This window comes from Serratia sp. JSRIV004 (genome assembly GCF_019968705.1).
Lineage (GTDB): Bacteria > Pseudomonadota > Gammaproteobacteria > Enterobacterales > Enterobacteriaceae > Chania > Chania fonticola_B.
Window position 1 is genome coordinate 1245984 of the sequence record NZ_CP074140.1, and the last position, 21492, is coordinate 1267475.

The window sequence follows — 21492 nt, forward strand, 5'->3', positions numbered from 1 at the left end:
GCAATCTACCGCTCAACCAAGCGCCGCCGTTGGTCATTATATGGCTGAACCGCTATTGCCTCCCTGCTGGTCGTAGGCCAGCAAGAGGGTCGTGCTGATTATCGATTTGAAATCGTGAGGAACATCTCAGATCGCCTTGTGCAGTGGTATCGCAAAATAATACCAGCGTGTTGTGGTTTGCCGGGGTTCGGGTAATGTAGACAAACTCATCCGGATTACAGACTACATTGTTAACGGTTAAATACTCCTTGTAGTCGGCCACATTGGTTTCCAGATCGTCTCTATCAATATAGACAGAACATTGATTGATCGTGGCCGCTTTAGTGTGGCTGTCAAAAAAACGTGCGCTTTGCGATTGATTGCTGGCCAGCAGGATCAGCATAGCCAGGGTGAACGCCGTAAATAGGCCATAGCGCAATAGCTTGTTCTGGTTTAAAACCGTGCGTTCTGGCGGCAGAGTTTCGGCCTGTGAGCTCTCGACTGGGAGCGGAGCTAGCTTATTGCTTTGCTGCACTATGATGTTGGCGCTCTCTTCTTGCTGTATTTCAACGGTGCCGGAAAAAACCACTCCGACTTTGGGAACCGTGCGGATGATGTTTTTGCTCAGCCCGGCTTCCCGCATTCCTTTTCTTACCAATGAGATGTTCTGATAGAGGGTATTGGCAGTGACATACTGGCCATGTTTTTGCCAGACTTCATTGAAAAAGTCGCTTTGACTGATTACCTCGCCCGGGCGTTGCAACATTAATTGCAGGCAACGGCTTGCAGGAACGTTTAAAACGGTTTCTTTGCCTCGAGCGCGCAGCGGGCACAGACGGTGCTCTTCTGGGAGGTACAGTACGGTGTCGTTAATGATAACTTTATGTTTCATTTCAGTATGTTATCTTTTTGTTGTCTGAGTGTCCGGATTATTTAAAGTATAGTTTAACCGTTTATAGTGGCATGAAAAATCAGTAACAATTCACATTCATTTAAAAAACAATATGTTAATAATCAATCTTAAATGAGAGTGACTGTCATTTAAGAGCGGTTGAGAATAGTCTGTTCTGATTTAATATTTTTCTTTAATTTATTGAATTGCATGCATTTTTTGTTTTTTATCAAGAATAAAACTACTTCACTCAGAATAATCCCATCAATCGCCTAGTATTTATTCCATCAGCAAGGGGAGAGCGAAGTAAAGCGGCTTCATCTTACTGAGGTAAAGGATAGATTCACCGGTAGCGTATTTTATATATCGGTGTAACAGATAAATCTTAATCGTAGGTTTGTAGGTAATTGATTGAATGTTAATGAGTAAAAAATAATAGCCAGCGATAAATGTCGCAAGATAAAAATCTTTGACATTTATGACTACTAAAATGAGGTGGAGTAATGAGATATGAAAAACACCAGGATGATTCGCGTCAGCTAGCGTTAAATGCTGATCGAGCTTTGTTTTTCGGTATTTAAGGCTGTTGCGAGACTTTTAGAGATAGCAATGTGATCATCTTGGCGCGGTTGCCATAGTGGAAATTGCTCCTATAATGTCTCACCTAAGGGAGGTTTGTTATTTTTGTTATTAAACCAAAATAATAATCCGAGATGCATATGGAAAATAGACTTTATGGATTCCTAATTGATGATGACATTCAATTCGATATTGCCAATCGAAGACTCCTTTATTACTCTGATGGAGCTTCGGAGCGCACCCTGTTTTTCAAGGTTATCTCTCTAAACGAGATCCAGACCCGATTACTGATTTATTTGCTGGCGAATAGCCAGGATGCCGTCATCTATAAAAATGACATAATGAAAAACGTTTGGGAGGAGATTAATTTATCTTCGTCCAGCCAGCGTTTATGGCATGCAATAAATGAATTGCGTAAGAAACTGGCGTCACTTGGGCTCCCGGAAGATTTTATAGCGAACGTTCATGGTATTGGCTACTCCGTCGATAACCAGCGAGTCTCTTCGCTATTTGTTAAGTAAGTTGTTGTTAATATAAATGCTGGAGTCATCTAGCTATATCCATCCCCATGGGTATTCACCAGGCCATTTTAATGGATATTAAAATGGTATTCATAATACAAGGTAAGTAGGAATATATATGAAAAAGTTAGCAATCGCTGCATCCCTGATCGCTGTTTTCGGTACTGTTGGCCTGGCCCAGGCAGCTTCTACCGGTACCATCACTTTTAACGGTGAACTGACTGCCAATACCTGTGACGTTGTGGTTGATGGCCAGGGTGCGGACGCGACCGTCATTCTGCCAACCGTCGGCACCAACCAACTGCAAAACGCTGCTCGCACAGCAGGTGATACCGGCTTCGTGATGTCCCTGAGCAACTGTTCAGGGACCCTGGAGACTGCCTCCGCTTTCTTCCAGGCGGGTTCTTCTGTTGATACGGTGACTGGCCGCCTGTTTAACACAACCGGTACGGCTACCAACGTCAGCCTGCAATTGCTGGACGCTTCCAGCCCGACTCAGGCCGTGATCAAAGCCGGTAGCCAAGAGCAGACCACCGCGATGACTTATAAAGACGTTACCAGTGGTAGCACCACACTGCCGTACATCGTTCGCTACTACGCAGAGGCAGCAACCACTGCGGGTACCGTAGTCAGCAACGTTGTTTATTCTATTCAGTACCAGTAATGGACTGTGGGAGGGGTACGCCCCTCCCAATCTGTCAGTTCCCGGAGTTTATGATGAAATTACTCTCTACTAATGTGCTAAAAGTTGGCGTTGTTGCCGCCGCAGCCTTGTTCAGCGTCAGTAGCCTGGCCAGCGTGGTGATTAGTGGTACGCGGGTGATTTACCCCTCTGATGCCAAAGAAGTCAGCGTCAAAATCAGTAATGGCGGTCCATCACCGGTGTTGTTGCAAAGCTGGATCGATAACGGTGACGCCGACGCCAAACCGGCCGCGATCAAGGTGCCGTTTGTCCTGACGCCCCCGATGAACCGTGTGGAGCCGAGCAAGGGCCAGACGTTACGTATCAGCTACGCCGGTGGCTCGCTGCCGATGGATAAAGAATCGGTGTTCTGGCTGAACGTACTGGAAGTTCCGGCTAAAACCCAGGCTAAAGTGACCGAGAACCGCTTGCAGATGGCTTTCCGTTCGCGCATCAAGCTGTTCTATCGCCCTGCGGGTCTGCAAGGTAACGCCAATGAAGCGGCTAAAGCGCTAACCTGGAACAGCCAGGGTAACCGGGTACAGGCCAGCAACCCAACGCCGTATTATGTCTCGTTGGTCAACCTGTCGGTTAATGGCAAAAAACTTGACCATGCGATGGTGGCCCCCCGTAGCACCATGACATTGGACTTGGCGGGCAGTGCAGGTAGTAAGGTTACAGGGAGTTTCGTAAATGATTACGGTGCGGTTAATACTTTTGATGCAGTGATAAAATAACGCCCCCGCTATATAAAACACTCTCGCATTAATCGGTTGACCGCTATTCAGGAATCAGTTCTTGAAGGGATATCTATGTCTAAATATTTTCAATATGGCCTGTGTAGCCAGTTATCACCACTGGCCATAGCTATTTTATCAACTTTTTTTGCGGCTAACGTTAATGCTGAGAACGCGGTTTCTGCACCACAAGACATCGCCAAAAATCTTGAGTTCGATGCGTCATTCCTGAATGTGGATGATGAGAAGTCCGTGGACCTCAGTCGTTTTGCCAATGGCTCTTCGGGATTGCCTGGGATCTATAAAACGGCTTTATATGTTAATAATCAACCGATCAGCAATACTGACATTGAATTCAAAGCGCGGACAGATAAAAGCGTTTATCCCTGCCTGACCCGCGAACTGATTAAAAACATTGCGTTTGATTACGCCAAGCTGCCAGCGGATTTTTTAACCTCGCTGGACAAAGGGGATGTCTGCTTCGATCTCCAAAGCAAGTTACCGGAAGCTCAGGTGAATTACGACAGTAATGAGCAACGTCTGGATATTGTGGTGCCGCAGGTTTACATGCTCAACACCGCCCGCGGCACCGTTAGCCCGGAGCTGTGGGACAGCGGCGTACCGGCACTCTTGATGGGCTACAACGTCAACGGCTACACCAGCGAATCGCACGGTAATACCTTCAATTCGCTGTTTGCTGGCGTGAACGCCGGGCTGAATGTCGGCGCCTGGTATCTCCGTCACAACGGGTCTTATACCCGTATGGACAACGGACCGAACCAGTACAACAACCTCAATACTTATTTGCAGCGCGATATTCCAGTACTCAAGGCGCGCGTGTTGATGGGCCAATCGAACACCACCGGGCAACTGTTCGATACGCTGCCGTTTACCGGTATTCAGTTAGCTACTGATGAGCGGATGTTGCCGGAGTCCCTGCGCGGTTATGCGCCGGATATCCGTGGCATTGCCCGTACCAACGCCCGCGTTACCGTACGCCAGGGCGGTCAGGTGTTGTATGAAACCACGGTCACCCCGGGCGAGTTCCTGATCAACGATCTGTACCCGACCGGCTACGGCGGGGATCTACAGGTCACTGTACGTGAGTCCGACGGTACCGAGCAGACTTTCAGCGTGCCTTATGCTTCGGTGGCCCAACTGCTGCGACCTGGGTCATCACGGTATTCGATCACCGCAGGTGAAGTACGTAGCGATAACCTGCGTGAGAAACCGGCGCTGTATCAGGGCACCTACCAGTTGGGGTTAACTAACGCCATCACCGGCTATGGTGGCCTGCAGGCCAGCCAGGATTACTACGCACTGCAGTTGGGTGCGGCGGTAGGCACGCCGATTGGTGCCTGGGCATTTGATGTTACCCAGGCGCGTACTCATTTGGGGAACGGCACCGATGCCAATGGCCGACATGAGTCGGGTAATAGCCTGAGTGGGCAAAGCTACAAGGTGAGCTACAGCAAGCTGATCAGCGAAACCAACAGCAATCTGTCGCTGGCAGCGTACCGCTTCTCAACCGATGGCTTTATGGACTTTATGACCGCGATGCAGACTCGTGACGCGGTAGCAGAAGGGTTCTCGCCGGAGTCGATCTCAAGAGCCAAAAATCGCCTGACGGTGACTGCGGGACAAGGTCTGCCGGAGAACTGGGGCCAGCTGTATATCAGCGGCTCCTTGCAGAATTACTGGAACAAAGACGGCAGCGAGAAGCAGTACCAGATAGGTTACAACAATCGCTACAAGGACCTGTCCTACGGCCTGAGCATTAACCGCAGCTTCTCCAGCCTGGGTACGGCGCAGACCAACTATCTGTTGAGCTTCAGCCTGCCGTTGGGGCGTAGCGACGAAACCCACACGCCACAGTTGCGTATGGACTTGTCCCATGACAGCAGCGGCCGTTATGGCCAGCAGGCTACGGTATCCGGCACCACAGGGCAGGATAACCAGTTCAGCTATGGCGTGACGGCGATGAATGCCAATCAGGGTATGGGTTCCAGCGGCTCGCTGAACGGTAACTACCGTAGCCCGGCCACGGCATTGAGCGGTACTTACAGCACGGGTAAAGGCTATCAAAGCGCCTCTGCCGGGATGAACGGTACGGTGATCGCCCACTCTGGCGGGGTGACCTTTACACCGTACACGTCGGACACCTTCGCGCTGGTGGAAGCCAAAGGTGCAGAGGGGGCTAAGGTTTCCTCATATCCCGGCGTGAGCATTGATTCACGAGGGTACGCGATAGTGCCTTACCTGAATCCGTACCAGATGAACGAGATCAGTCTCGATCCGAAAGGGACGGCGGCCGGTGTGGAATTGGATAACACCAGCCAGAAAGTGGCGCCATATTCCGGTGCGGTGGTGAAGGTGAAATATACTACTAAGCAGGGGACGCCAATTCTGGTGAACGCAACCTATCAAGGGGAGCCGGTACCGTTCGGGGCCGATATCTTTGATAGCAAAGGCAACAGCGTAGGCTCAGTGGGCCAGGGCGGGCAACTGTATGCGCGTGTGGCGCAAGACAAGGGCCAGTTGCAAGTGAAATGGGGAGAAGGTGGTGAGATGCAATGTACCGTCAGCTATATGCTGATGCCTATGGCCAAGGGCCAAGAGCAGATACAACAATTCAATTCGCCTTGCACGACGATGGCCCCTGCCAGTTCCCTGCGGTCGAAACTGGCGAACAATGACACGCTATCGGCTGTTAACGAGGGTTAACAGCCAGGCATGACAACTGTTTTCCTTTCTGGTAACGCCTGCCAGAAAGAGGGTTAATGAATGATGAAATTATCGATAAATAAAGTGTCGGGTCTGCTCGGCGGTATTTTGTTAAGTGTTATCAGCGCCAATAGTTGGGCTGTGGCGAATTGCTCGTTTGATGCTGGTGCAACCCAAACGGAAACGGTGCCGCTGAGCCCGCCGGTGATTTCTGCTGGGGTTGATATTCCCGTGGGGACCGTGCTTTATCAAGGCAGTTGGTTGATGAAAAACACCAAGATGGGCTGCCAGTGGGCACAGGCCGACGTGGGTAAATCATTTTGGTACAGTAGCTCAACGCTGATTAGCAATGCTCCGTTGCCTCTGAGCGGCTTGATGACCGGCCCGTTTGCGGGCGCAGTCTATCAAACGAATATTCCCGGGATTGGCGTGGCTATCTCACGTACTCCTGATGGCAGCCCGATAATACCTAATCGGCCAGCAGTGACCACCGATGTAGAGAACCCTATCAGGCAGGTTGGCAATGAGTTAGGTGGAGCGCTTAACTTTACCGGTTCAACACGTTATATCTCGCTAATTAAAACAGGGCCGATCACCCCCGGTAGCTTTACATTAAGCGGGGCAAATCTCCCGAGTATCAAGACTATGCTTGAACAACCGGTGAATAGCCATCCTGGCTCCGTCGCTGTCACCGGGCTGCCGTTTACTTTTTATAATATCAATTTCCAGGGGACTCTGACGGTCTCTACGCAAACTTGCACCACCCCGGTGGTTGCTGTTTACATGGGGGCTTATGAAATAGGCGAGTATTTTGGCCGAGTGGGAGCGGCCACTCCTTGGCTTGATGCGTCTATCAATCTGACCAACTGCCCGACATTTTACGGTTTTTATAATGCGACCAATACCACGAAACTGATGGATTACAACACTGGATTGGCGACGGTTTCCAATGCACTGAATAACAATATTGGTGTGAGATTAACCCCGACAACGTCGGTGATCGATGCTGCCAATGGGATTATGGCTATTGATTCGACGGTATCTGGCGCGGCTTCAGGCGTAGGCATCCAGATTGGCTGGGGGGAAAGTAGCCAGGCGCCGACGATGTTCAACTTTGCCGCGGAACAAACGGTGACACTGCCGAAAGATGGCAGCCGAACCATTCGCATCCCTTTGTCTGCCCGTTATATTCAAACGGCTGCGAACCCTACGCCGGGTCTGGCGAATGGCAAAGTGACGTTTACGATTAATTACTATTGAGCAACAAAAAATTTGCCTCTCGGATAAATAAAGACGGTTGACCCTAGTTAGCGCAGCCACCAATTCCAACTTTATTCTTTCTGTCATGGCCTACATAGATTATGAGAAAGAGGATATTACTCATGAAAAGATCGACAGATAAAGTATCAGGATTGTTGATGGGAATAGTGCTAGCGGTTATCTCTTGTCCAAGCTGGGCAACGTTTACCGCGACGCTAACAGGCGGCCAGCAAACCGTCATCGTTCCCTTGAGCCCACCGGTGATTTCGGCCGGTGTAGATGTGCCAGTGGGGACGGTAATATATCAGGCAAGCTTGACCATGAAAGATACCTATATTGAAGGGAAATGGGTTGCCTCCGATGTTGGAAAATATCTGTATTATGCGACATCATTGAGTTTAAAGACTACGCCAAAACCGCTCTCCGGCCTGACAACCGGACCTTATGCCAATGGAGTGTATGAAACCGGTATCCCAGGTATCGGTGTGGCGATTATCACCGGCGTGTCAAATAGAGCGATAACCCCCACAAAACTTTATGCTGAGGGGCAGAATTTATTAGACTCATCATTAGGTATTAGAATTACCCCTATCGGCGCAAGCTCACCGAGAAGTATTGTATTGGTTAAAACGGGCCCTCTGGTACCAGGAACCTACAGCATCAATGGTGCAAATTTCCCTACCACTCAGGAGGCGATTGACTATTCACCCACTAGCCACACTAATGCCGTAACGATCACTGGGTTACCATTGTATTATTGGATCTTCAGTTTTCAAGGCAGTATAACGGTATCAGCACAGACCTGTTCCACACCTGTTGTTGCTGTTTACTTGGGGAGTTACGATATAAATGAGTATTTTAGCACGGCGAATGCCGCCACTCCCTGGGTTGATGCATCAATTAACCTGACTAACTGTCCTCAATTCTACGGCTTTTATAATTCGACAAATGCGCCGCTATTAATGAATTACAATACCGGGAGCAGCACGACTACCACTTCGCTGAATAACAGCCTGGGTGTGCGCCTAACGCCAACAACCACGGTGCTGGATGCCACCAATGGCATTATGGCTATCGACTCAACGGTATCCGGAGCGGCCAGCGGCGTGGGCATCCAACTCGGCTGGGGGGAGAGTGCTCAAGCACCGACGCCGTTTAACTTCTCGGCAGAGCAGAGCATCACATTACCGAAAGACGGTAGCTCAACCGTTCGGATCCCCCTGGCTGCCCGCTATATTAAAACGGCTGCAACACCGACGCCGGGCAAGGCGAATGGCAAAGTGGTCTTTACCATTAACTATTATTGAGTTGTGGCCCGTAGATAGCATAACTCATAACTATACGAACGTTCCACTCGCCATATTTGGGCCTCGGTTTGCTGTGACAGCGATGAGATGGAGATGTGTTTTTATAAAGGAGCGCCATTACTATGCCTGGGAAAATTAATATCATTACTGATAACTATTATTTTTTTGTTGGGCTCAAGGCGTATTTGCATGCCGAGGGGCGAGTGATTAACCAAATGGCACTCAATGAACTGAAAAACACCAGTGCCAGTAGCTTTGGTAAAGAGGATGTGCTGGTGTTTTATATGTTGAATTCAATCAGTGAAATGTCGTTCTTGATTGCCGTTGCCAAATTCCCTGGGAAAATAATTTTTTTGCCAACCGCAATGAAAATAAAGTTCAATCTGAGTGTTGAGCGGCATATTGCCTTGGCAGAGGATGCTGATGTAGACGCGGTGTTTAATGAGTTAGTCAACATAGTCGGTGGGGAGCTTCCTGTTGCTACTTTTCTCCATGATAGCTTAACCCGCAGAGAGAAGGCCGTATTGCTGTCTATGATCGATGGTATGAATATGCAAGCCATCGGCCTCAGCTTACGTATCTCAACCAAAACCGTGTATACCCACCGGCGTAATGCTTTGCATAAATTGGGGGTGCGTAACCTGTTTCAGGCATGCCCAATAAAAACCAGCGTGCTCAATTCGTCTATTTTTGCAGGTTGAAAAACCACGGCCAGCACCGATTAGGCACTGGCCGTGGTTAACCCACCTTATTTCGTTGGTACCGGGCCGATATTGTCATGCGAGAAGCAGAAGCAACTGGACTACAATAACTAGTATAAGAGCCTATCTTATGGCTCGAGTCAGGCCGCAGTTTCTCCAGCCTGGGCACGGTGCAGACCAACTTAACGGTGGGGTATCTTAGCCTTATTTAACGTCGCAAGTGTGTTACACCACTGTGTCAGAGGAAGTAAAATGAACAAAATATTGCAATATATGACAGGTGTGCTGGTATGCATGGCTGTCGGCAATAGTGCTTGGGCTGCGGTGGTGTGCTCACCGTTGAATGGTGCACCGCGTACCGATACCGTTCAACTAAGCCCGCCAGCAATTTCAGCAGGGACAGATATTCCCGTTGGGACGGTGATTTATCAAGGGCGATGGATAAGTGGTGAAACCGGTCTCAGCGTGATGAAATGTGCCTCGGCGGTCGATACCTCAATGTGGTTTAATATTGCGTGGAGTATTGATCAGGCACCGATGCCGCTGGCCAACTGGAGCGGTAGCCCTTTCGCTGGCGCGGTTTATCAAACTAATATTCCAGGGGTCGGCGTTGCCATCTCGCGCAGCCCGGACAGTGAAGCGTTCATCTTGGGTCAACCTTTTTATCGATTCCCATCTGACACGAGCAGTCCGGTGACCGGCGGTTCGTATGAGCCTTATCTGACAAGCCGGGATATCTATGTGTCGCTAATTAAAATAGGCACTATCGCGCCGGGAAATTATATTCTCGACTCAGCAAAGTTACCGACCCCTAGCATATCGATAACAAATCCATTATCTCATCCGGCGACTACCGGGCTACCTATCAAAGCTTATATTGTCAAACTTCAAGGCCAGCTAACGGTATCGGCGCAGACCTGTACGACACCGGATGTGAATGTCAATTTAGGTAGTTTTGATATCAATAAAAATTTCACCGGTCGGGGGGCTACGACTCCGTGGGTAGATGCATCGATCGCATTAACCAATTGCCCGACCTTTTTCGGTTTTTATAACGTCGCCAACAGCACGCTGATGTTTGATTACACTCTTGGCGGCGGGAAGGTTGCCAATTCAACCAATAACAGCATCGGTGTGCGCCTGACCCCAACCACCTCGGTGATTGATGCAGCAAATGGTATTATGGCTATCGATTCGTCGGTTTCCGGTGCGGCAGCGGGCGTAGGTATCCAGATCGGCTGGGGCAATAGCAGCCAAACGCCAACCTTGTTTAATTTTGCAGGGGAGCAGACGTTGACGCTGCCGAAAGACGGTAGCCCAACCATTCGTGTCCCGCTGGCTGCCCGCTATATTCAAACCGCAACGAGCGTTTCTCCGGGCAAGGCGAATGGCAAAGTGGTGTTTACCATTAACTATTATTGAGTTGCGGCCAGCGCCGATTGGGTGCTGGCCGTGGTTAACCGACCTTATTTCGTTGGTGCCGGGCCGATGTTGTCATCAATACGCTTGAGCATATAAGGGAAGAACGGGTTTGAGGACAGACGCATCAGTGAGTCCAGCCCGACCACCAGCACTGCCCGCTCGCCACGTGCGGCAAAGGTCCCCAGGCTGATACCGTACTGATTGCGTGGTTCCGGGTAACGTCCGTACAGGGAATCACTCAACGGGAACGGCAAGGCCACGTGCGACAGCGAGAAGATATCCGGCAAGTAGGTGATACCGAGCAGATCCGTGGTCTCTGCCGTTTGCCCTGCGACGATGGTACGCGCCTCAGTATCGGTAGTTTCTGGCGTTACGTTAGTGACTATGGTGGCCGTATAGTTACGCGGAGGCGGTGGTAGCAGCCGCGGCAGCGCGGTATAGGATGAGCTTCTGAGTAACGGCCCAAACGCCACCGCCTGGTTTAAATCAAATAACACCACCTCACTGCCGTTGGCTGGCAGGTGGTTATACAGGGCGGTGATTACCGCACGGGTGCTGACGGTAGAATCCATCACCGATTGGAACGTCAGGATCGGCGGCAATTCGCCCATTTTGCCGTTGCGTGAATCGGCGGCAATCTGCTTTTGCAATGCCTGGGTAAGCTGGAAGGACTGGCGTGCCGCATTTACCGGGAACGAATTGTATTTGAACGGGTTAAACTCCGGCACAATCCCCAACCAGGCCGCCTTGGCAAACGCCGGGAAGATGGCAGGCCAACCGGCAATACCGGCAAAACGAGCAAAGCTGGTGACGCCGATCATCGGCGAAATCAGCACTACACGCTGGGGTTTCGTCAGGCGGGGGTCATCCAACGCATCCAGCGTGTATTTCATCGCCAATGCGCCGCCGTTAGAGAAGCCAACAATATGCAGCGGTACGTCGTCACCCGCCAGGCGTTTGGCTTCACGGATCGCCAGGCGAGTGGCTGCCATCCAATCCTGCCAGTCTACGTCGGTCAACGCACCCGGTACGGTACCGTGCGCGGGTAAACGAATACCGACCGCCACATAACCATATTCACGGTAATTATCTGCGATATGCCGCAGGCTGTAAGGGGTATCGGTCAAACCATGTAACAGCACCACGGCGCCTTTCGGTTTGCCTTCCGGCATCATAATGTAGGAGCGGTTCCAGTCGGTAGGAAACTTTTCGGGATAGATTGGGCTGTTGACATAGTAGCGGTTCAACGAGGTCTGCTGGCTGCTGTCCAGCTTGTCGGTCACATTCTGGCGGACCTCTTTGAAAATGGCGTCCTCGGCAGTCAGATAATCCGCCCAACTGGCCTTATCGATCTCATCGGCGCGCATTTCATTGGGGACAAAGGTATGCCAAAGCTGTAACGATGGCCCACGTTGAGTATCATAAACTCGCATGCCCAGCGCACCGACGATTAACACCACCAGCAGCAGGGCAATGCGTTTAATCCATTTGATAAACATCAGGTTTAACTCCGTTTTTTATTGTAATGGCCGAGCCGGAAAACTCGCTATTATCCCGCAAGGAGAGATCGTCCCTGGAGCCGGTATCGCAGTAGTAAGGAGCCATATTGCGGTCTGGCTCCTAAACCTTGAAGTAACCTATTCCTTTTAGCGTGGTGAGACGGTGGTGGTGGTGCCATTGGTCACCAGTGCAACGCGTTGCCCTGTATGGAACTGGGTTGAGCCCTGTGCCTGAACGACCACGATATTCACGCCATCATCTCGGCGCACTTCCAGTTCCACCCCGGCGCTGCGATTCATGGCACTTTGGATACCTGAGCCAGCGGCTGCGCCCCCGACGGCACCCGCTGCGGTTGCCAGATTGCGTCCGGTGCCACCACCTACCGTGTTACCCAGGAAGCCACCGACTACGGCCCCGCCAATAGCCCCAGCGGCGTTGGTGCCATCACCCCCCTGGATGGTGACCGGCCGCACGGACACCAGCGTGCCATAAGTGACGAAGTTGGCCTGCCTGGCCTGTGCTGCAGTAAAGGTATCGCCGGAAGCGGTGCGATTAGCGTTACATCCGCTGAGAACGGCGGCAGCAAGAGTGACAACAATGATGGTTTTATTCATGAGAAAACTCCGGGCAAGTTAAGTGCGCAAAGAGACAGTCGCTGTCTCATGCAAATAAGTATGGCAGGAACTTGATTTTATTCAGGCGGTACGAAAAAAAATTATAATCGGGCGTAAGAATAAGGATTAAGCGTTTTAGTGTGTTGTTTTACGTCAATTAACCAAGAATATTCTCATTAATCAGTGTTGTTAATTGTTCAGCAGGGGATAAATGTATCGCGGGGGTGACAGCCTGAACGATCCGGGAAGGGGGAAGAATTGACGGGAGAAGCCAGAAAAGATCTGGTGTTCTCCCGATGTTATCTGAGGATAACGTTAAGGCTTAACGACAGCCACGTCCGCCGTGCATCCCCGCTCCCCCCATCCCGTGGCCCATCATCGGTACGCCAGCCTTGGCCAGATCGGTATCGAGCGCCACACGCTGTTGGTACAGGTTATCACGCAATGCGGTGATTTCTTTGCTCACGGCCAAGACCTTCTGCTCATCCAAAGGCTTGCTGGTCAGCAATGCCTGATATTCGTATTGCTTGGACATCAGTTGTTGGCGCAGATCGGCGGTTTTCAACTGGAATTCATCAAAGGCTTTCTGGCTGACGGCTTGCTGTTCAGGCGTCAAGTTCGCGCGGTTACCGTGCTGATAACCCATCCCCTGATGAGTTCCCTGTGCATTGGTCATGTTTGCGCGGTTGCCATTTTGCGCCAGCGCGGTAGTGCTAACACCGGCCAGCAGGGCAACGGAGATAATGGCGGCGAAGGTGGTTTTAGTTAGCGTCATGATTGATTTCCTTTGGTTGAGGGTTCATGGATTCCATTTCTTTAGTTGCAACCGTCGTGCCAGCTTCAGGCTGGCATGGGAATTGTATAGATACAGGATCGCCGTTAGGGCTTGGCTATCTCAGCCAACGGGCGCCAGCCAAGGAACTCCAGCATGCAGCGCGTTAAGTTTATGACAGTAATAAAAATAACTGATGGTGGAGGATGGCCGTTTGCTGGTCGCCATCCAGAGATAAAGTGGGTTATTTTTACTCGCCATACTGATAGTGTGGGTAATAATTACCCGCACGCTGGCGTGCCGGTTGCAGAGGAAGCCCATGGAATTTAAAACCAAATCGACGCTCTTACCTGCCTGGATTGCGATCGCCGCGGTCGCGTTACTGCTTGGCATTATCATCACGCTGGCCATTAAAGATCTGCAGCGTGGGCGTGAGGTGGAGATCCAGACGCTACGAGAAAAAAGCGCGGTGTTGATGAGTTCGTTTGAATCCGGTGCTCGTACCGGTATGGGCATGCGCTGGCGTCACGATCAGCGTCAAACCCTGTTGGAGGAGATGGCCTATCAGCCGAACGTGCTGTACATCGCCATTACCGATCGCTCTGGCCGCATTCTGGCGCACAGCGATCCGCAACGAGTTGGCCAGCAGCTGTATAGCCCGCAACAGATGGCTGAGCTGAAGATTTCCAGCGATGCACAGTGGCATATGACGACCTTTGATGAGCCGCAGGCTCAGCAGCAGAATGCTTTTGAAGCCTACCGTTGGTTTAAGCCGCTTAAGCGCGGTAGCGGCCACTCCGGCCATATGATGAACCGATCGCGTATGCAGGAGGCTGCCGAGCCTCAGGATGATGAGCAGGCCGTCATTTTTGCGGCGTTAGACACTGTCGCGCTGGATGCCGCCCAGGCAAAGGATATGCGCAACACCTCCATTTTGCTGTCCATCCTGCTGTTGCTGGCGTTAGCCAGTTTGTTGGCGCTGTTCTGGGGGCGGCGTTATCAACGTTCCAGCCAACAGTTGCAGGACTCAAGGGCCTTCTCCAGCGAAATTATCAGTAACTTGCCGATGGGCTTGATCACCACCAATGATCAGCACCAGATCCGGGTGGTTAACCATGCGGCAGAAGTGATGCTGGGTTGTAGTGCCGCCGAGCTGTTTGGCCAGCCTAGCCATCAGGCGCTGCCAGCCGAATGGCAGCAACTGGCGCAGAAAAGTAGCCACGGCCAGCCTATTATCGAACAGGATATTGACCATCGTCTGGCTGGTGGGCAGAGCCTGCCGTTGAGCATCAGCGTGGCGAATATTGTTAATCACAGCGGCCATTTTCTGGGCAACGTGTTTATCTTCCGCGATATGCGGGAGATTCGCCAACTGCAAGCGGAGATCCGCCGCAAAGAAAAGCTGGCGGCTATCGGCGATTTAGCGGCTGGCGTGGCCCACGAAATCCGCAACCCGCTTTCCTCCATCAAAGGCTTCGCCAAGTATTTTGCCGACCGCTCGCCTGCGGGTAGTGAACAGCATGAACTGGCCAAGGTGATGGCGAAAGAGGTCGATCGTCTCAACCGGGTGATCACCGAGTTACTGGCGTTGGTGCGCCCTGCCGATCTGCGTTTGCAGCGGGTGGCGATTAACGAGGTGATCGAGCATTCGCTGCACCTGATCCGTCAGGATGCTGAGAGTAACAATATCGCCCTCCGTTCCCGCTGTGATGAAGCATTGCCGCTGGTGGAGATCGACCCCGATCGCCTCACTCAGGTGTTGTTGAATCTGTATCTCAATGCCATCCAGGCGATTGGCTCGGATGGCGTACTCGAGGTTGACGTTGAAGCGACCAAGGAGGGGGCGATGCGCATTACCGTCAGCGACTCGGGGGCTGGTATCCCACCTGACGACCTTGGAAAAATCTTTAACCCTTACTTCACCACCAAGGCGACGGGCACCGGCCTGGGGCTGACCATGGTGCAGAAAGTGATCGAGGAGCACCAGGGGACGATCGCTGTCACCAGCGGCCAGCCAGCGGGCACTTGCTTTACAATGGTGATCCCGCTCAGGCACAACAATCAACAAGGGGAGGCTCATGCAGACGTCTAATGCACATATTTTGCTGGTTGAGGACGATCTCAGCCACTGCACTATCCTCGAGGCTCTGATAAACGGCTGGGGCTACCGGGTCAGCGTGGCGCATAACGGCCGACAAGCGTTGGAACAGGTCAGGGCACAGCCGTTCGATCTGATCCTGAGCGACGTGCGGATGGCGGAAATGGACGGCATCGCGGCGCTGAAGGCCATCAAAAGCTATAACCCGGCGATCCCGATCCTGATCATGACCGCCTACTCCAACGTGGAGTCTGCCGTGGAAGCGATAAAGGCGGGGGCTTATGACTATCTGACCAAGCCTCTCGATTTCGATATGTTGCAGCTCACGCTGGCACGCGCGCTGGAGCATACCTCGTTAAAGAGCGAGAACCAGGATCTGAAGCAGCGTTTGCGGTTCGATCAGCAAAATTTTATTGGCCGCAGTGAACCGATGCGCAAGCTGCTGGAAATGATCGCCATGATCGCCCCTTCCGAAGCGACGGTGTTGATCAGCGGCGAATCCGGCACCGGCAAGGAGCTGATAGCCCGGGCCGTACACGCCAACAGCCTGCGCAAGGAGCGGCCATTGGTGAGCATTAACTGCGCCGCCTTGAGCGAATCTCTGCTGGAGTCGGAGCTGTTCGGTCATGAGAAAGGGGCATTTACCGGTGCCGATAAACGCCGGGAAGGGCGATTTATGGAGGCTGACCAGGGTACGCTGTTCCTGGACGAGATTGGAGAAGTCTCGCCGCTGATGCAGGCAAAATTACTGCGGGCGATCCAGGAGAGGGAGATCCAGCGGGTGGGCAGTAATCAGACCCTGTCGGTGGATGTACGTCTGATCGCAGCGACTAACCGGGATCTGTTGGCGGACGTGGAGGCTGGCAGGTTCCGCCAGGATCTCTACTATCGGCTGAACGTGGTGACGGTGGACAGCCCGCCGCTGAGGGCGCGCAGCGAAGATATTCCCCTGTTGGCAATGCATTTTCTGGCCAAATTTGCCGAGCGTAACCGTAAGCCGGTTAAAGGATTCACCCCGCTGGCGATGGATATGCTGCTGAAATACCCCTGGCCGGGCAACGTGCGTGAGCTGGAGAACAGCGTTGAGCGCGGGGTGATCCTGCTGAGTGGGGACTTTATCAGTGAAAAAGAGCTGCCGCTGAGTATCAGCCAGTGCGTCGATGTGCAGCCGGATCGCCGATGTAGCCAAGCGATCCAGCCGTTGGAGCAGGTCGAGAAACAGGCGATTTTGGCGGCGCTGGAACAAACCGCCGGTAACAAGACCGAGGCGGCCAAACAGCTCGGCATTACCCGTAAAACGCTGTTGGCCAAGTTACAGAAGTAGCTTCTGGACCCCTCACTCTAACCCTCTCCCACAGGGAGAGGGAACCGATCGAGCCACCACTTAATTATAGTAAATTGTCTTTACATCAATTGTTTACAGACTAACTCCTGTGCTGACGACAACGCAGTGTCAATTGGGAATGGGAGTAAGCGTGCTACAAATTAACTATCAAATAGTTACAGAATAACTTTGCACCCTGCCACGCGCTCCGTTCAGCCCCCTCTCCCTGTGGGAGAGGGTTGGGGTGAGGGGTCAGTCTCCGCCCGCAGTTCAGTCACCCGCTGCTGCAAATCAGGCCACGGTTTCTGCTTGGTAAAGTCCTGCCGTAGATAGTTCAGCAGCGCGGCGATTTGCTCGTCGTTGAGGTTATAACGGAACGCAGGCATATAGCCTAACTCGCCTTTGGCCGGCTGCTGGATACCGGAAAGCACCACGCGGATGGCATTATCCGGGCTGCTGCTATACAGGTTGCTGTTCAGGGCCAGGGAAGGGCGTACGCCCTGCATCTGCGCACCTTTCTCCTGGGAGTGACAAGCCATACAGGCACCGGAGAAAATCCGTGATCCCTGTGAAGTCAGCGGCTCAACCCTTTGCTCTGCCAACCGGTTTATCTCTGCGGCCTTACCCGAGATGCTTTCATCCTGAGAATGGAAAGAGCGCAAATAGGTGGCAATCGCCTGCAAATCCTCTGGCGGCAACTGAGAAAGGCCTTCCTCGATCACCGGTGCCATCGGCCCAGCAGCCACACCGTGGTTAGCGGAGTAGCCGGTTTGCATAAAGGTCAGCAGATCCTGCTGGCTCCAGGCCAGCGGTAACTGAGCGTTGGCGGTCAGGGCCGGAGCGGTCCAGCCCTCTGCGACACCACCGCTCAAATGTTTACTGCCCCCTTGCTCCCCAAACAGGAAGTTTCGTGGCGAATGGCAGGCGCTGCAATGGCCCAGTCCCTCCGTCAGATAGGCCCCCCGGTTCCACTCTTTACTCTGGCTGGCGTCTGGCTGCATGGCACCGGGCGTCAGATAGAGCCAGTTCCAGGTCACGATCCCCTGACGGATATTGAACGGGAAATGTAATGAGGTTTTCGGCGGCTGGTAGTGCACCGCTGGCTGCGTCATCAGGTAGGCGTACAGTGCCTTGAGATCTTCGTCGCTGGTGCGGGTAAATGCGGTATAGGGGAATGCCGGGTAGAGGTAATTGCCCTGGCGATCGACGCCGTGGCGCATGGCGCGCTCAAAGGCGGGATAGGACCATCCGCCAATCCCCGTTTCCAGGTCGGGCGTAATATTGCTGGTATAGATGGTACCGAACGGGATCTCCATCGCCAGCCCGCCGGTATTGCGTTCGCCACCGGGGCGCGTGTGGCAAACCGCACAATCACCAACGGCGGCCAGACGCTCACCTTTTTCAATCTGCGCCTGGCTGAAGGTATGGGTATCCAGGCGATCGATTTGCACCATTTCTGGCTGCCAGGTGGCAATCGCCCCCACGGCAACGATGATGGCAACGGCCAGCGCGCCCAGCCCGGCGATTTTCTTTATCTTGTGCATAATATGTTACCCGTTTGCATGGCTGGAAGAGGTGGCGGTAGCTAAAGCCTTCAGGATCCGTTCCGGGGTGAAGGGGACTTCGCGCAGCCTGACGCCCAGCGCATCAAATAACGCATTGGCGATGGCGGCAGCACTCGGTACGGAGGCGGATTCCCCTGCTCCCATCGGCGGTTCATGCGGGTTATCCAGCAGTTGGATATCCACCTCTGGCAGTTCGTCAAACCGTAGTAGGGGATAACCGCCCCAATCCAGTGAGGTCACTCCGCTGTGGTCAAAAGTGACAAACTCTTTCAGGACCCGGCTGGCCGACTGGATGATGTTGCCATGCACCTGATGGCGCACCCCGGCCGGATTGACGATTTGCCCGCAGTCGTGGGCCACGTAGATCTTGTTCAGTGTGATCTGCCCGTTGCGGCGATTAACGCTGAGATCGCAGACCCAGGCCGCCCAGGCGGCACCAAACCCGGGGAATTTGCTGTGGAAGTAACGGGCATAGGCGAAACCTCGACCATTGACCTCCTCTTGATCCTCGACCACCGGATTATGATGGGCGGGGCCATCCTGCCAGTTGGCCTGTTTTTTCAGCGCGTGGATCAACGTAATGGCGCGCGGATCGGTTAAATATTGCAGCCGATAGGCGATCGGATCCTGTTTGGCGAGGTAGGCCAACTCGTCGATCCAGCTTTCATGGGCAAACACGTTCGGCAGCGCCGACACGCCACGCATCCAGGAAGCCCGCACGATGGGCGCTGCATCTTCCGCAATCACCCGCATATGCGGATATTCATATTGCGGCACGGCAGTACGGTCCCCCATCTGCTGTACGTCTGGCCGATTGGCAACCATGCCGGTTAATACCAGCGGCAGGGTGACGGCATTGTTGGAGGGATAGCTGGTTCTCAGCTCGTAGGCGGCGACCTGATGATTGGCATCCAGCCCGCCACGAACGCGGATCAATTGCCCGGTACCTTTTGGTTCCCAACCCGCTTCCTGCTCGCGCATCAACTGCACCCGCACTGGCTTGCCGGTGGCATGTGACAGTAAGGCCGCATCTGCAGAAACGTCGTCGGCACAGTTACGTCCATAGCAGCCGGAAGCTTCCATGCGGTTGATATGCACCTGCTCCGGCTCACGGCCAAGCAATTTGGCAATGTCTTTGCACAGGTCGTGGGGGTTTTGCGTACCGGACCAGATTTCCACCTGATGCGCATTTACCTCGGCCACGGCACAGGAAGGGCCGATAGAGGCATGCAAATGATAAGGCCAGACGTAGTCGGCATTGACCTGCGTTGCGACTGCGGCAAGGGCGTCGGTGGTGCCAGGATCGTCGCGCAGAATTCGCTCGGCTTTCGGCATGGCTTCCAGCGTCGCGTGCAGCTTATCCAAAGACAGATCCGGTAACCCGGCCCAGGGTTGCCATTGCACCTTTAGTTGGCGCATGGCTGCGATCGCCTGCTCCTCACGCTCGGCGACGATGCCGATAAAGTCATTGATGACCACCAGTTTGACAATACCGGGCAGGTGGGCGATGGATCCCCGATCGACGGAAATCATCGCTTTTCCCAATGGTGCACTGCTGTCTGCTCCGGCATAAGGCGGGCGCACTACCCGCCCATGTAACATGCCTGGTAGGCGCATATCGTGCACATAGGTCAGTTGGCCGCGAACCTTGGCTGGAATATCGACGCGTGCCACCGGTTTGCCCACATACTGGCCGCTTTGCGGGCTTTTCAGCACCACATTGCTGTCCAGCGGCAGATGCAGATCCTGCCCACGCGCCAGTTCGGCGTAGCTCAGGCGGGCTGAGGGGGCATCTGGGGCAAACACGAAGCCATTGGCGGTTGTCAGCTGTGTGGCCGGGCGCTTGAAGGCAATAGCGGCCAGTTCCACCAGCAATTGTCGCACCTGCGCAGCCGCCTGACGCAGGGGAACCGAGGTTACCTGAATGGTGGCGCTGGCGATGGTTGGGCCTTGATCGGGCGTGCGATTGGTATCGCCCAGGATCAGCGTGACATCGTCGAAAGCCACGTCCAGTTCATCGGCGACAATCTGTGCCAGTGAGGTGCGTATGCCGGTGCCGAGATCGACGTGGCCGTTAAACGCGGTCACTTTGCCATCGGCACTGAGGGCAATAAAGCTGCTGATACGGTCCAGGGGGATCGCTTTACCAGTGGCTGCAGGGCTGCTCGCCAGCGCGTTGAAGGGTAACAGACTGCTGACCATCACTACGCCACCCGCCTGCAGTAGGCGGCGACGGGTTATTTGCATCTCCATCATTGGGCACCGCGCTCGGCCAGAAGCCGCTTGGCCTGTTGCGCCGCAGCCAGAATTTCCAGATGGGTACCGCAACGGCACAGGTTGAAGGCTAATTCGTTTTTGATCTGTTGCTCGCTGGCTTGGGGATCGCGTTCAAACAGCGCCACCAGCGTCATAATCATGCCGTTGGTGCAGTAGCCACACTGTGCGGCCTGTTCATCGATAAAGCCCTGTTGCACCGGGTGTAAATGGCCTTCATGGCTTAGCCCTTCCAGCGTGGTGACCGCTTTCCCCTGGGCAGCAGACAACGGGGTGGAACAAGAACGGGTCGCAACGCCGTCGATCAGTACGGTACAGGCGCCGCATTCGCCCAGGCCACAGCCATACTTGGGGCCGTTGAGTTGTAGATCGTTGCGTAGGACATACAGCAGGGGAGTCTCTGGTGGGATGTTGCTCAGTGCGACCAAACGGCCATTAACCTTAATTTCCATGTAAAACCCTATCCTTGATGAGTTTAATTTTTTGTGAATTCTATGTTGATGGCTGGGGGCTTGTTTGATCAAAAGAGGGGTTTTCAATA

The 21492-nt window shown here is 53.1% G+C and carries 18 protein-coding genes; 11 read left to right on the forward strand and 7 right to left on the reverse strand.

The genetic code is table 11. The features are described from left to right. Positions 1–52: 52 nt before the first annotated feature. Positions 53–871 (reverse strand): winged helix-turn-helix domain-containing protein, encoded by an 819-nt coding sequence (locus KGP21_RS05895; RefSeq protein WP_223537495.1) that lies wholly within the window; start codon positions 869–871, stop codon positions 53–55. Between the two features lie 719 nt (positions 872–1590). Between KGP21_RS05895 and KGP21_RS05900 the strand changes: the two genes are divergently transcribed. The 8 genes from KGP21_RS05900 to KGP21_RS05935 all read left to right on the forward strand — a co-directional run bounded on the left by KGP21_RS05900 (position 1591) and on the right by KGP21_RS05935 (position 10804). Beyond that, the gene (locus KGP21_RS05900) at positions 1591–1971 is read left to right on the forward strand and encodes a winged helix-turn-helix domain-containing protein (RefSeq protein WP_218519839.1); all 381 of its coding nucleotides are present in this window, start codon (positions 1591–1593) and stop codon (positions 1969–1971) included. A 118-nt stretch (positions 1972–2089) separates the two neighbouring features. Beyond that, positions 2090–2635: a fimbrial protein gene (locus tag KGP21_RS05905; RefSeq protein ID WP_059199865.1), complete on the forward strand. Its 546-nt coding sequence runs from the start codon at positions 2090–2092 to the stop codon at positions 2633–2635. Between the two features lie 53 nt (positions 2636–2688). Further along, complete coding sequence (locus tag KGP21_RS05910) at positions 2689–3390, forward strand: fimbria/pilus periplasmic chaperone (protein WP_209524124.1); 702 nt, start codon at positions 2689–2691, stop codon at positions 3388–3390. 75 nt (positions 3391–3465) lie between these two features. After that, entirely contained in the window at positions 3466–6114 is a 2649-nt protein-coding gene (locus tag KGP21_RS05915; protein WP_209524114.1) for a fimbria/pilus outer membrane usher protein, read from the forward strand. A gap of 60 nt (positions 6115–6174) precedes the next feature. Next, positions 6175–7374, forward strand: coding sequence for a fimbrial protein (locus tag KGP21_RS05920; RefSeq protein ID WP_223498933.1), 1200 nt, complete (start codon positions 6175–6177; stop codon positions 7372–7374). Between the two features lie 122 nt (positions 7375–7496). Beyond that, complete coding sequence (locus KGP21_RS05925) at positions 7497–8681, forward strand: fimbrial protein (RefSeq protein ID WP_209528810.1); 1185 nt, start codon at positions 7497–7499, stop codon at positions 8679–8681. A 122-nt stretch (positions 8682–8803) separates the two neighbouring features. Then, positions 8804–9382 (forward strand): helix-turn-helix transcriptional regulator, encoded by a 579-nt coding sequence (locus tag KGP21_RS05930; RefSeq protein WP_218519837.1) that lies wholly within the window; start codon positions 8804–8806, stop codon positions 9380–9382. A gap of 252 nt (positions 9383–9634) precedes the next feature. Beyond that, the gene (locus tag KGP21_RS05935; protein ID WP_059199871.1) at positions 9635–10804 is read left to right on the forward strand and encodes a fimbrial protein; all 1170 of its coding nucleotides are present in this window, start codon (positions 9635–9637) and stop codon (positions 10802–10804) included. A gap of 44 nt (positions 10805–10848) precedes the next feature. On the opposite strand, the gene KGP21_RS05940 is transcribed toward KGP21_RS05935, so the two are convergent. The 3 genes from KGP21_RS05940 to KGP21_RS05950 form a co-directional block, all read right to left on the reverse strand. Next, positions 10849–12303, reverse strand: coding sequence for a carboxylesterase (locus KGP21_RS05940; RefSeq protein ID WP_223498936.1), 1455 nt, complete (start codon positions 12301–12303; stop codon positions 10849–10851). A gap of 147 nt (positions 12304–12450) precedes the next feature. Further along, complete coding sequence (locus KGP21_RS05945; RefSeq protein ID WP_209555206.1) at positions 12451–12918, reverse strand: glycine zipper 2TM domain-containing protein; 468 nt, start codon at positions 12916–12918, stop codon at positions 12451–12453. A gap of 322 nt (positions 12919–13240) precedes the next feature. After that, on the reverse strand, positions 13241–13693 hold the full coding sequence (locus KGP21_RS05950) for a periplasmic heavy metal sensor (protein ID WP_094983203.1): 453 nt from the start codon (positions 13691–13693) through the stop codon (positions 13241–13243). 153 nt (positions 13694–13846) lie between these two features. Between KGP21_RS05950 and KGP21_RS05955 the strand changes: the two genes are divergently transcribed. From KGP21_RS05955 to KGP21_RS05965, 3 genes are read left to right on the forward strand one after another with little or no spacing between them, the layout of a single operon-like run. Further along, a complete protein-coding gene (locus KGP21_RS05955; RefSeq protein ID WP_181817575.1) occupies positions 13847–14020 on the forward strand; it encodes a hypothetical protein in 174 nt (57 codons plus the stop codon). After that, positions 14010–15782 (forward strand): ATP-binding protein, encoded by a 1773-nt coding sequence (locus KGP21_RS05960; protein ID WP_218519834.1) that lies wholly within the window; start codon positions 14010–14012, stop codon positions 15780–15782. The genes KGP21_RS05955 and KGP21_RS05960 overlap by 11 nt, the downstream gene beginning before the upstream one ends. Then, entirely contained in the window at positions 15769–17112 is a 1344-nt protein-coding gene (locus KGP21_RS05965) for a sigma 54-interacting transcriptional regulator (RefSeq protein WP_223537496.1), read from the forward strand. The genes KGP21_RS05960 and KGP21_RS05965 overlap by 14 nt, the downstream gene beginning before the upstream one ends. 212 nt (positions 17113–17324) lie before the next feature. Here KGP21_RS05965 and KGP21_RS05970 read toward each other — a convergent pair whose 3' ends face one another. The 3 genes from KGP21_RS05970 to KGP21_RS05980 are packed head-to-tail and all read right to left on the reverse strand — an operon-like array spanning position 17325 to position 21403. After that, the gene (locus tag KGP21_RS05970; protein WP_223537499.1) at positions 17325–18656 is read right to left on the reverse strand and encodes a cytochrome c; all 1332 of its coding nucleotides are present in this window, start codon (positions 18654–18656) and stop codon (positions 17325–17327) included. A 6-nt stretch (positions 18657–18662) separates the two neighbouring features. After that, positions 18663–20933, reverse strand: a complete 2271-nt coding sequence (locus tag KGP21_RS05975; protein WP_371824843.1) for a molybdopterin cofactor-binding domain-containing protein — start codon at positions 20931–20933, stop codon at positions 18663–18665. Further along, positions 20930–21403: a (2Fe-2S)-binding protein gene (locus KGP21_RS05980; protein ID WP_021179470.1), complete on the reverse strand. Its 474-nt coding sequence runs from the start codon at positions 21401–21403 to the stop codon at positions 20930–20932. The genes KGP21_RS05975 and KGP21_RS05980 overlap by 4 nt, the downstream gene beginning before the upstream one ends. Positions 21404–21492: the final 89 nt, after the last annotated feature.

Bases quoted from the DNA above. Each gene is read 5' to 3' on its own strand.
- KGP21_RS05955 (WP_181817575.1), top strand. From the start codon at position 13,847: ATGCAGCGCGTTAAGTTTATGACAGTAATAAAAATAACTGATGGTGGA.
- KGP21_RS05960 (WP_218519834.1), top strand. From the start codon at position 14,010: ATGGAATTTAAAACCAAATCGACGCTCTTACCTGCCTGGATTGCGATC.
- KGP21_RS05920 (WP_223498933.1), top strand. From the start codon at position 6,175: ATGATGAAATTATCGATAAATAAAGTGTCGGGTCTGCTCGGCGGTATT.
- KGP21_RS05910 (WP_209524124.1), top strand. From the start codon at position 2,689: ATGAAATTACTCTCTACTAATGTGCTAAAAGTTGGCGTTGTTGCCGCC.
- KGP21_RS05930 (WP_218519837.1), top strand. From the start codon at position 8,804: ATGCCTGGGAAAATTAATATCATTACTGATAACTATTATTTTTTTGTT.
- KGP21_RS05900 (WP_218519839.1), top strand. From the start codon at position 1,591: ATGGAAAATAGACTTTATGGATTCCTAATTGATGATGACATTCAATTC.
- KGP21_RS05925 (WP_209528810.1), top strand. From the start codon at position 7,497: ATGAAAAGATCGACAGATAAAGTATCAGGATTGTTGATGGGAATAGTG.
- KGP21_RS05950 (WP_094983203.1), bottom strand. From the start codon at position 13,693: ATGACGCTAACTAAAACCACCTTCGCCGCCATTATCTCCGTTGCCCTG.
- KGP21_RS05895 (WP_223537495.1), bottom strand. From the start codon at position 871: ATGAAACATAAAGTTATCATTAACGACACCGTACTGTACCTCCCAGAA.
- KGP21_RS05965 (WP_223537496.1), top strand. From the start codon at position 15,769: ATGCAGACGTCTAATGCACATATTTTGCTGGTTGAGGACGATCTCAGC.
- KGP21_RS05945 (WP_209555206.1), bottom strand. From the start codon at position 12,918: ATGAATAAAACCATCATTGTTGTCACTCTTGCTGCCGCCGTTCTCAGC.
- KGP21_RS05935 (WP_059199871.1), top strand. From the start codon at position 9,635: ATGAACAAAATATTGCAATATATGACAGGTGTGCTGGTATGCATGGCT.
- KGP21_RS05980 (WP_021179470.1), bottom strand. From the start codon at position 21,403: ATGGAAATTAAGGTTAATGGCCGTTTGGTCGCACTGAGCAACATCCCA.
- KGP21_RS05905 (WP_059199865.1), top strand. From the start codon at position 2,090: ATGAAAAAGTTAGCAATCGCTGCATCCCTGATCGCTGTTTTCGGTACT.
- KGP21_RS05970 (WP_223537499.1), bottom strand. From the start codon at position 18,656: ATGCACAAGATAAAGAAAATCGCCGGGCTGGGCGCGCTGGCCGTTGCC.
- KGP21_RS05940 (WP_223498936.1), bottom strand. From the start codon at position 12,303: ATGTTTATCAAATGGATTAAACGCATTGCCCTGCTGCTGGTGGTGTTA.
- KGP21_RS05975 (WP_371824843.1), bottom strand. From the start codon at position 20,933: ATGATGGAGATGCAAATAACCCGTCGCCGCCTACTGCAGGCGGGTGGC.
- KGP21_RS05915 (WP_209524114.1), top strand. From the start codon at position 3,466: ATGTCTAAATATTTTCAATATGGCCTGTGTAGCCAGTTATCACCACTG.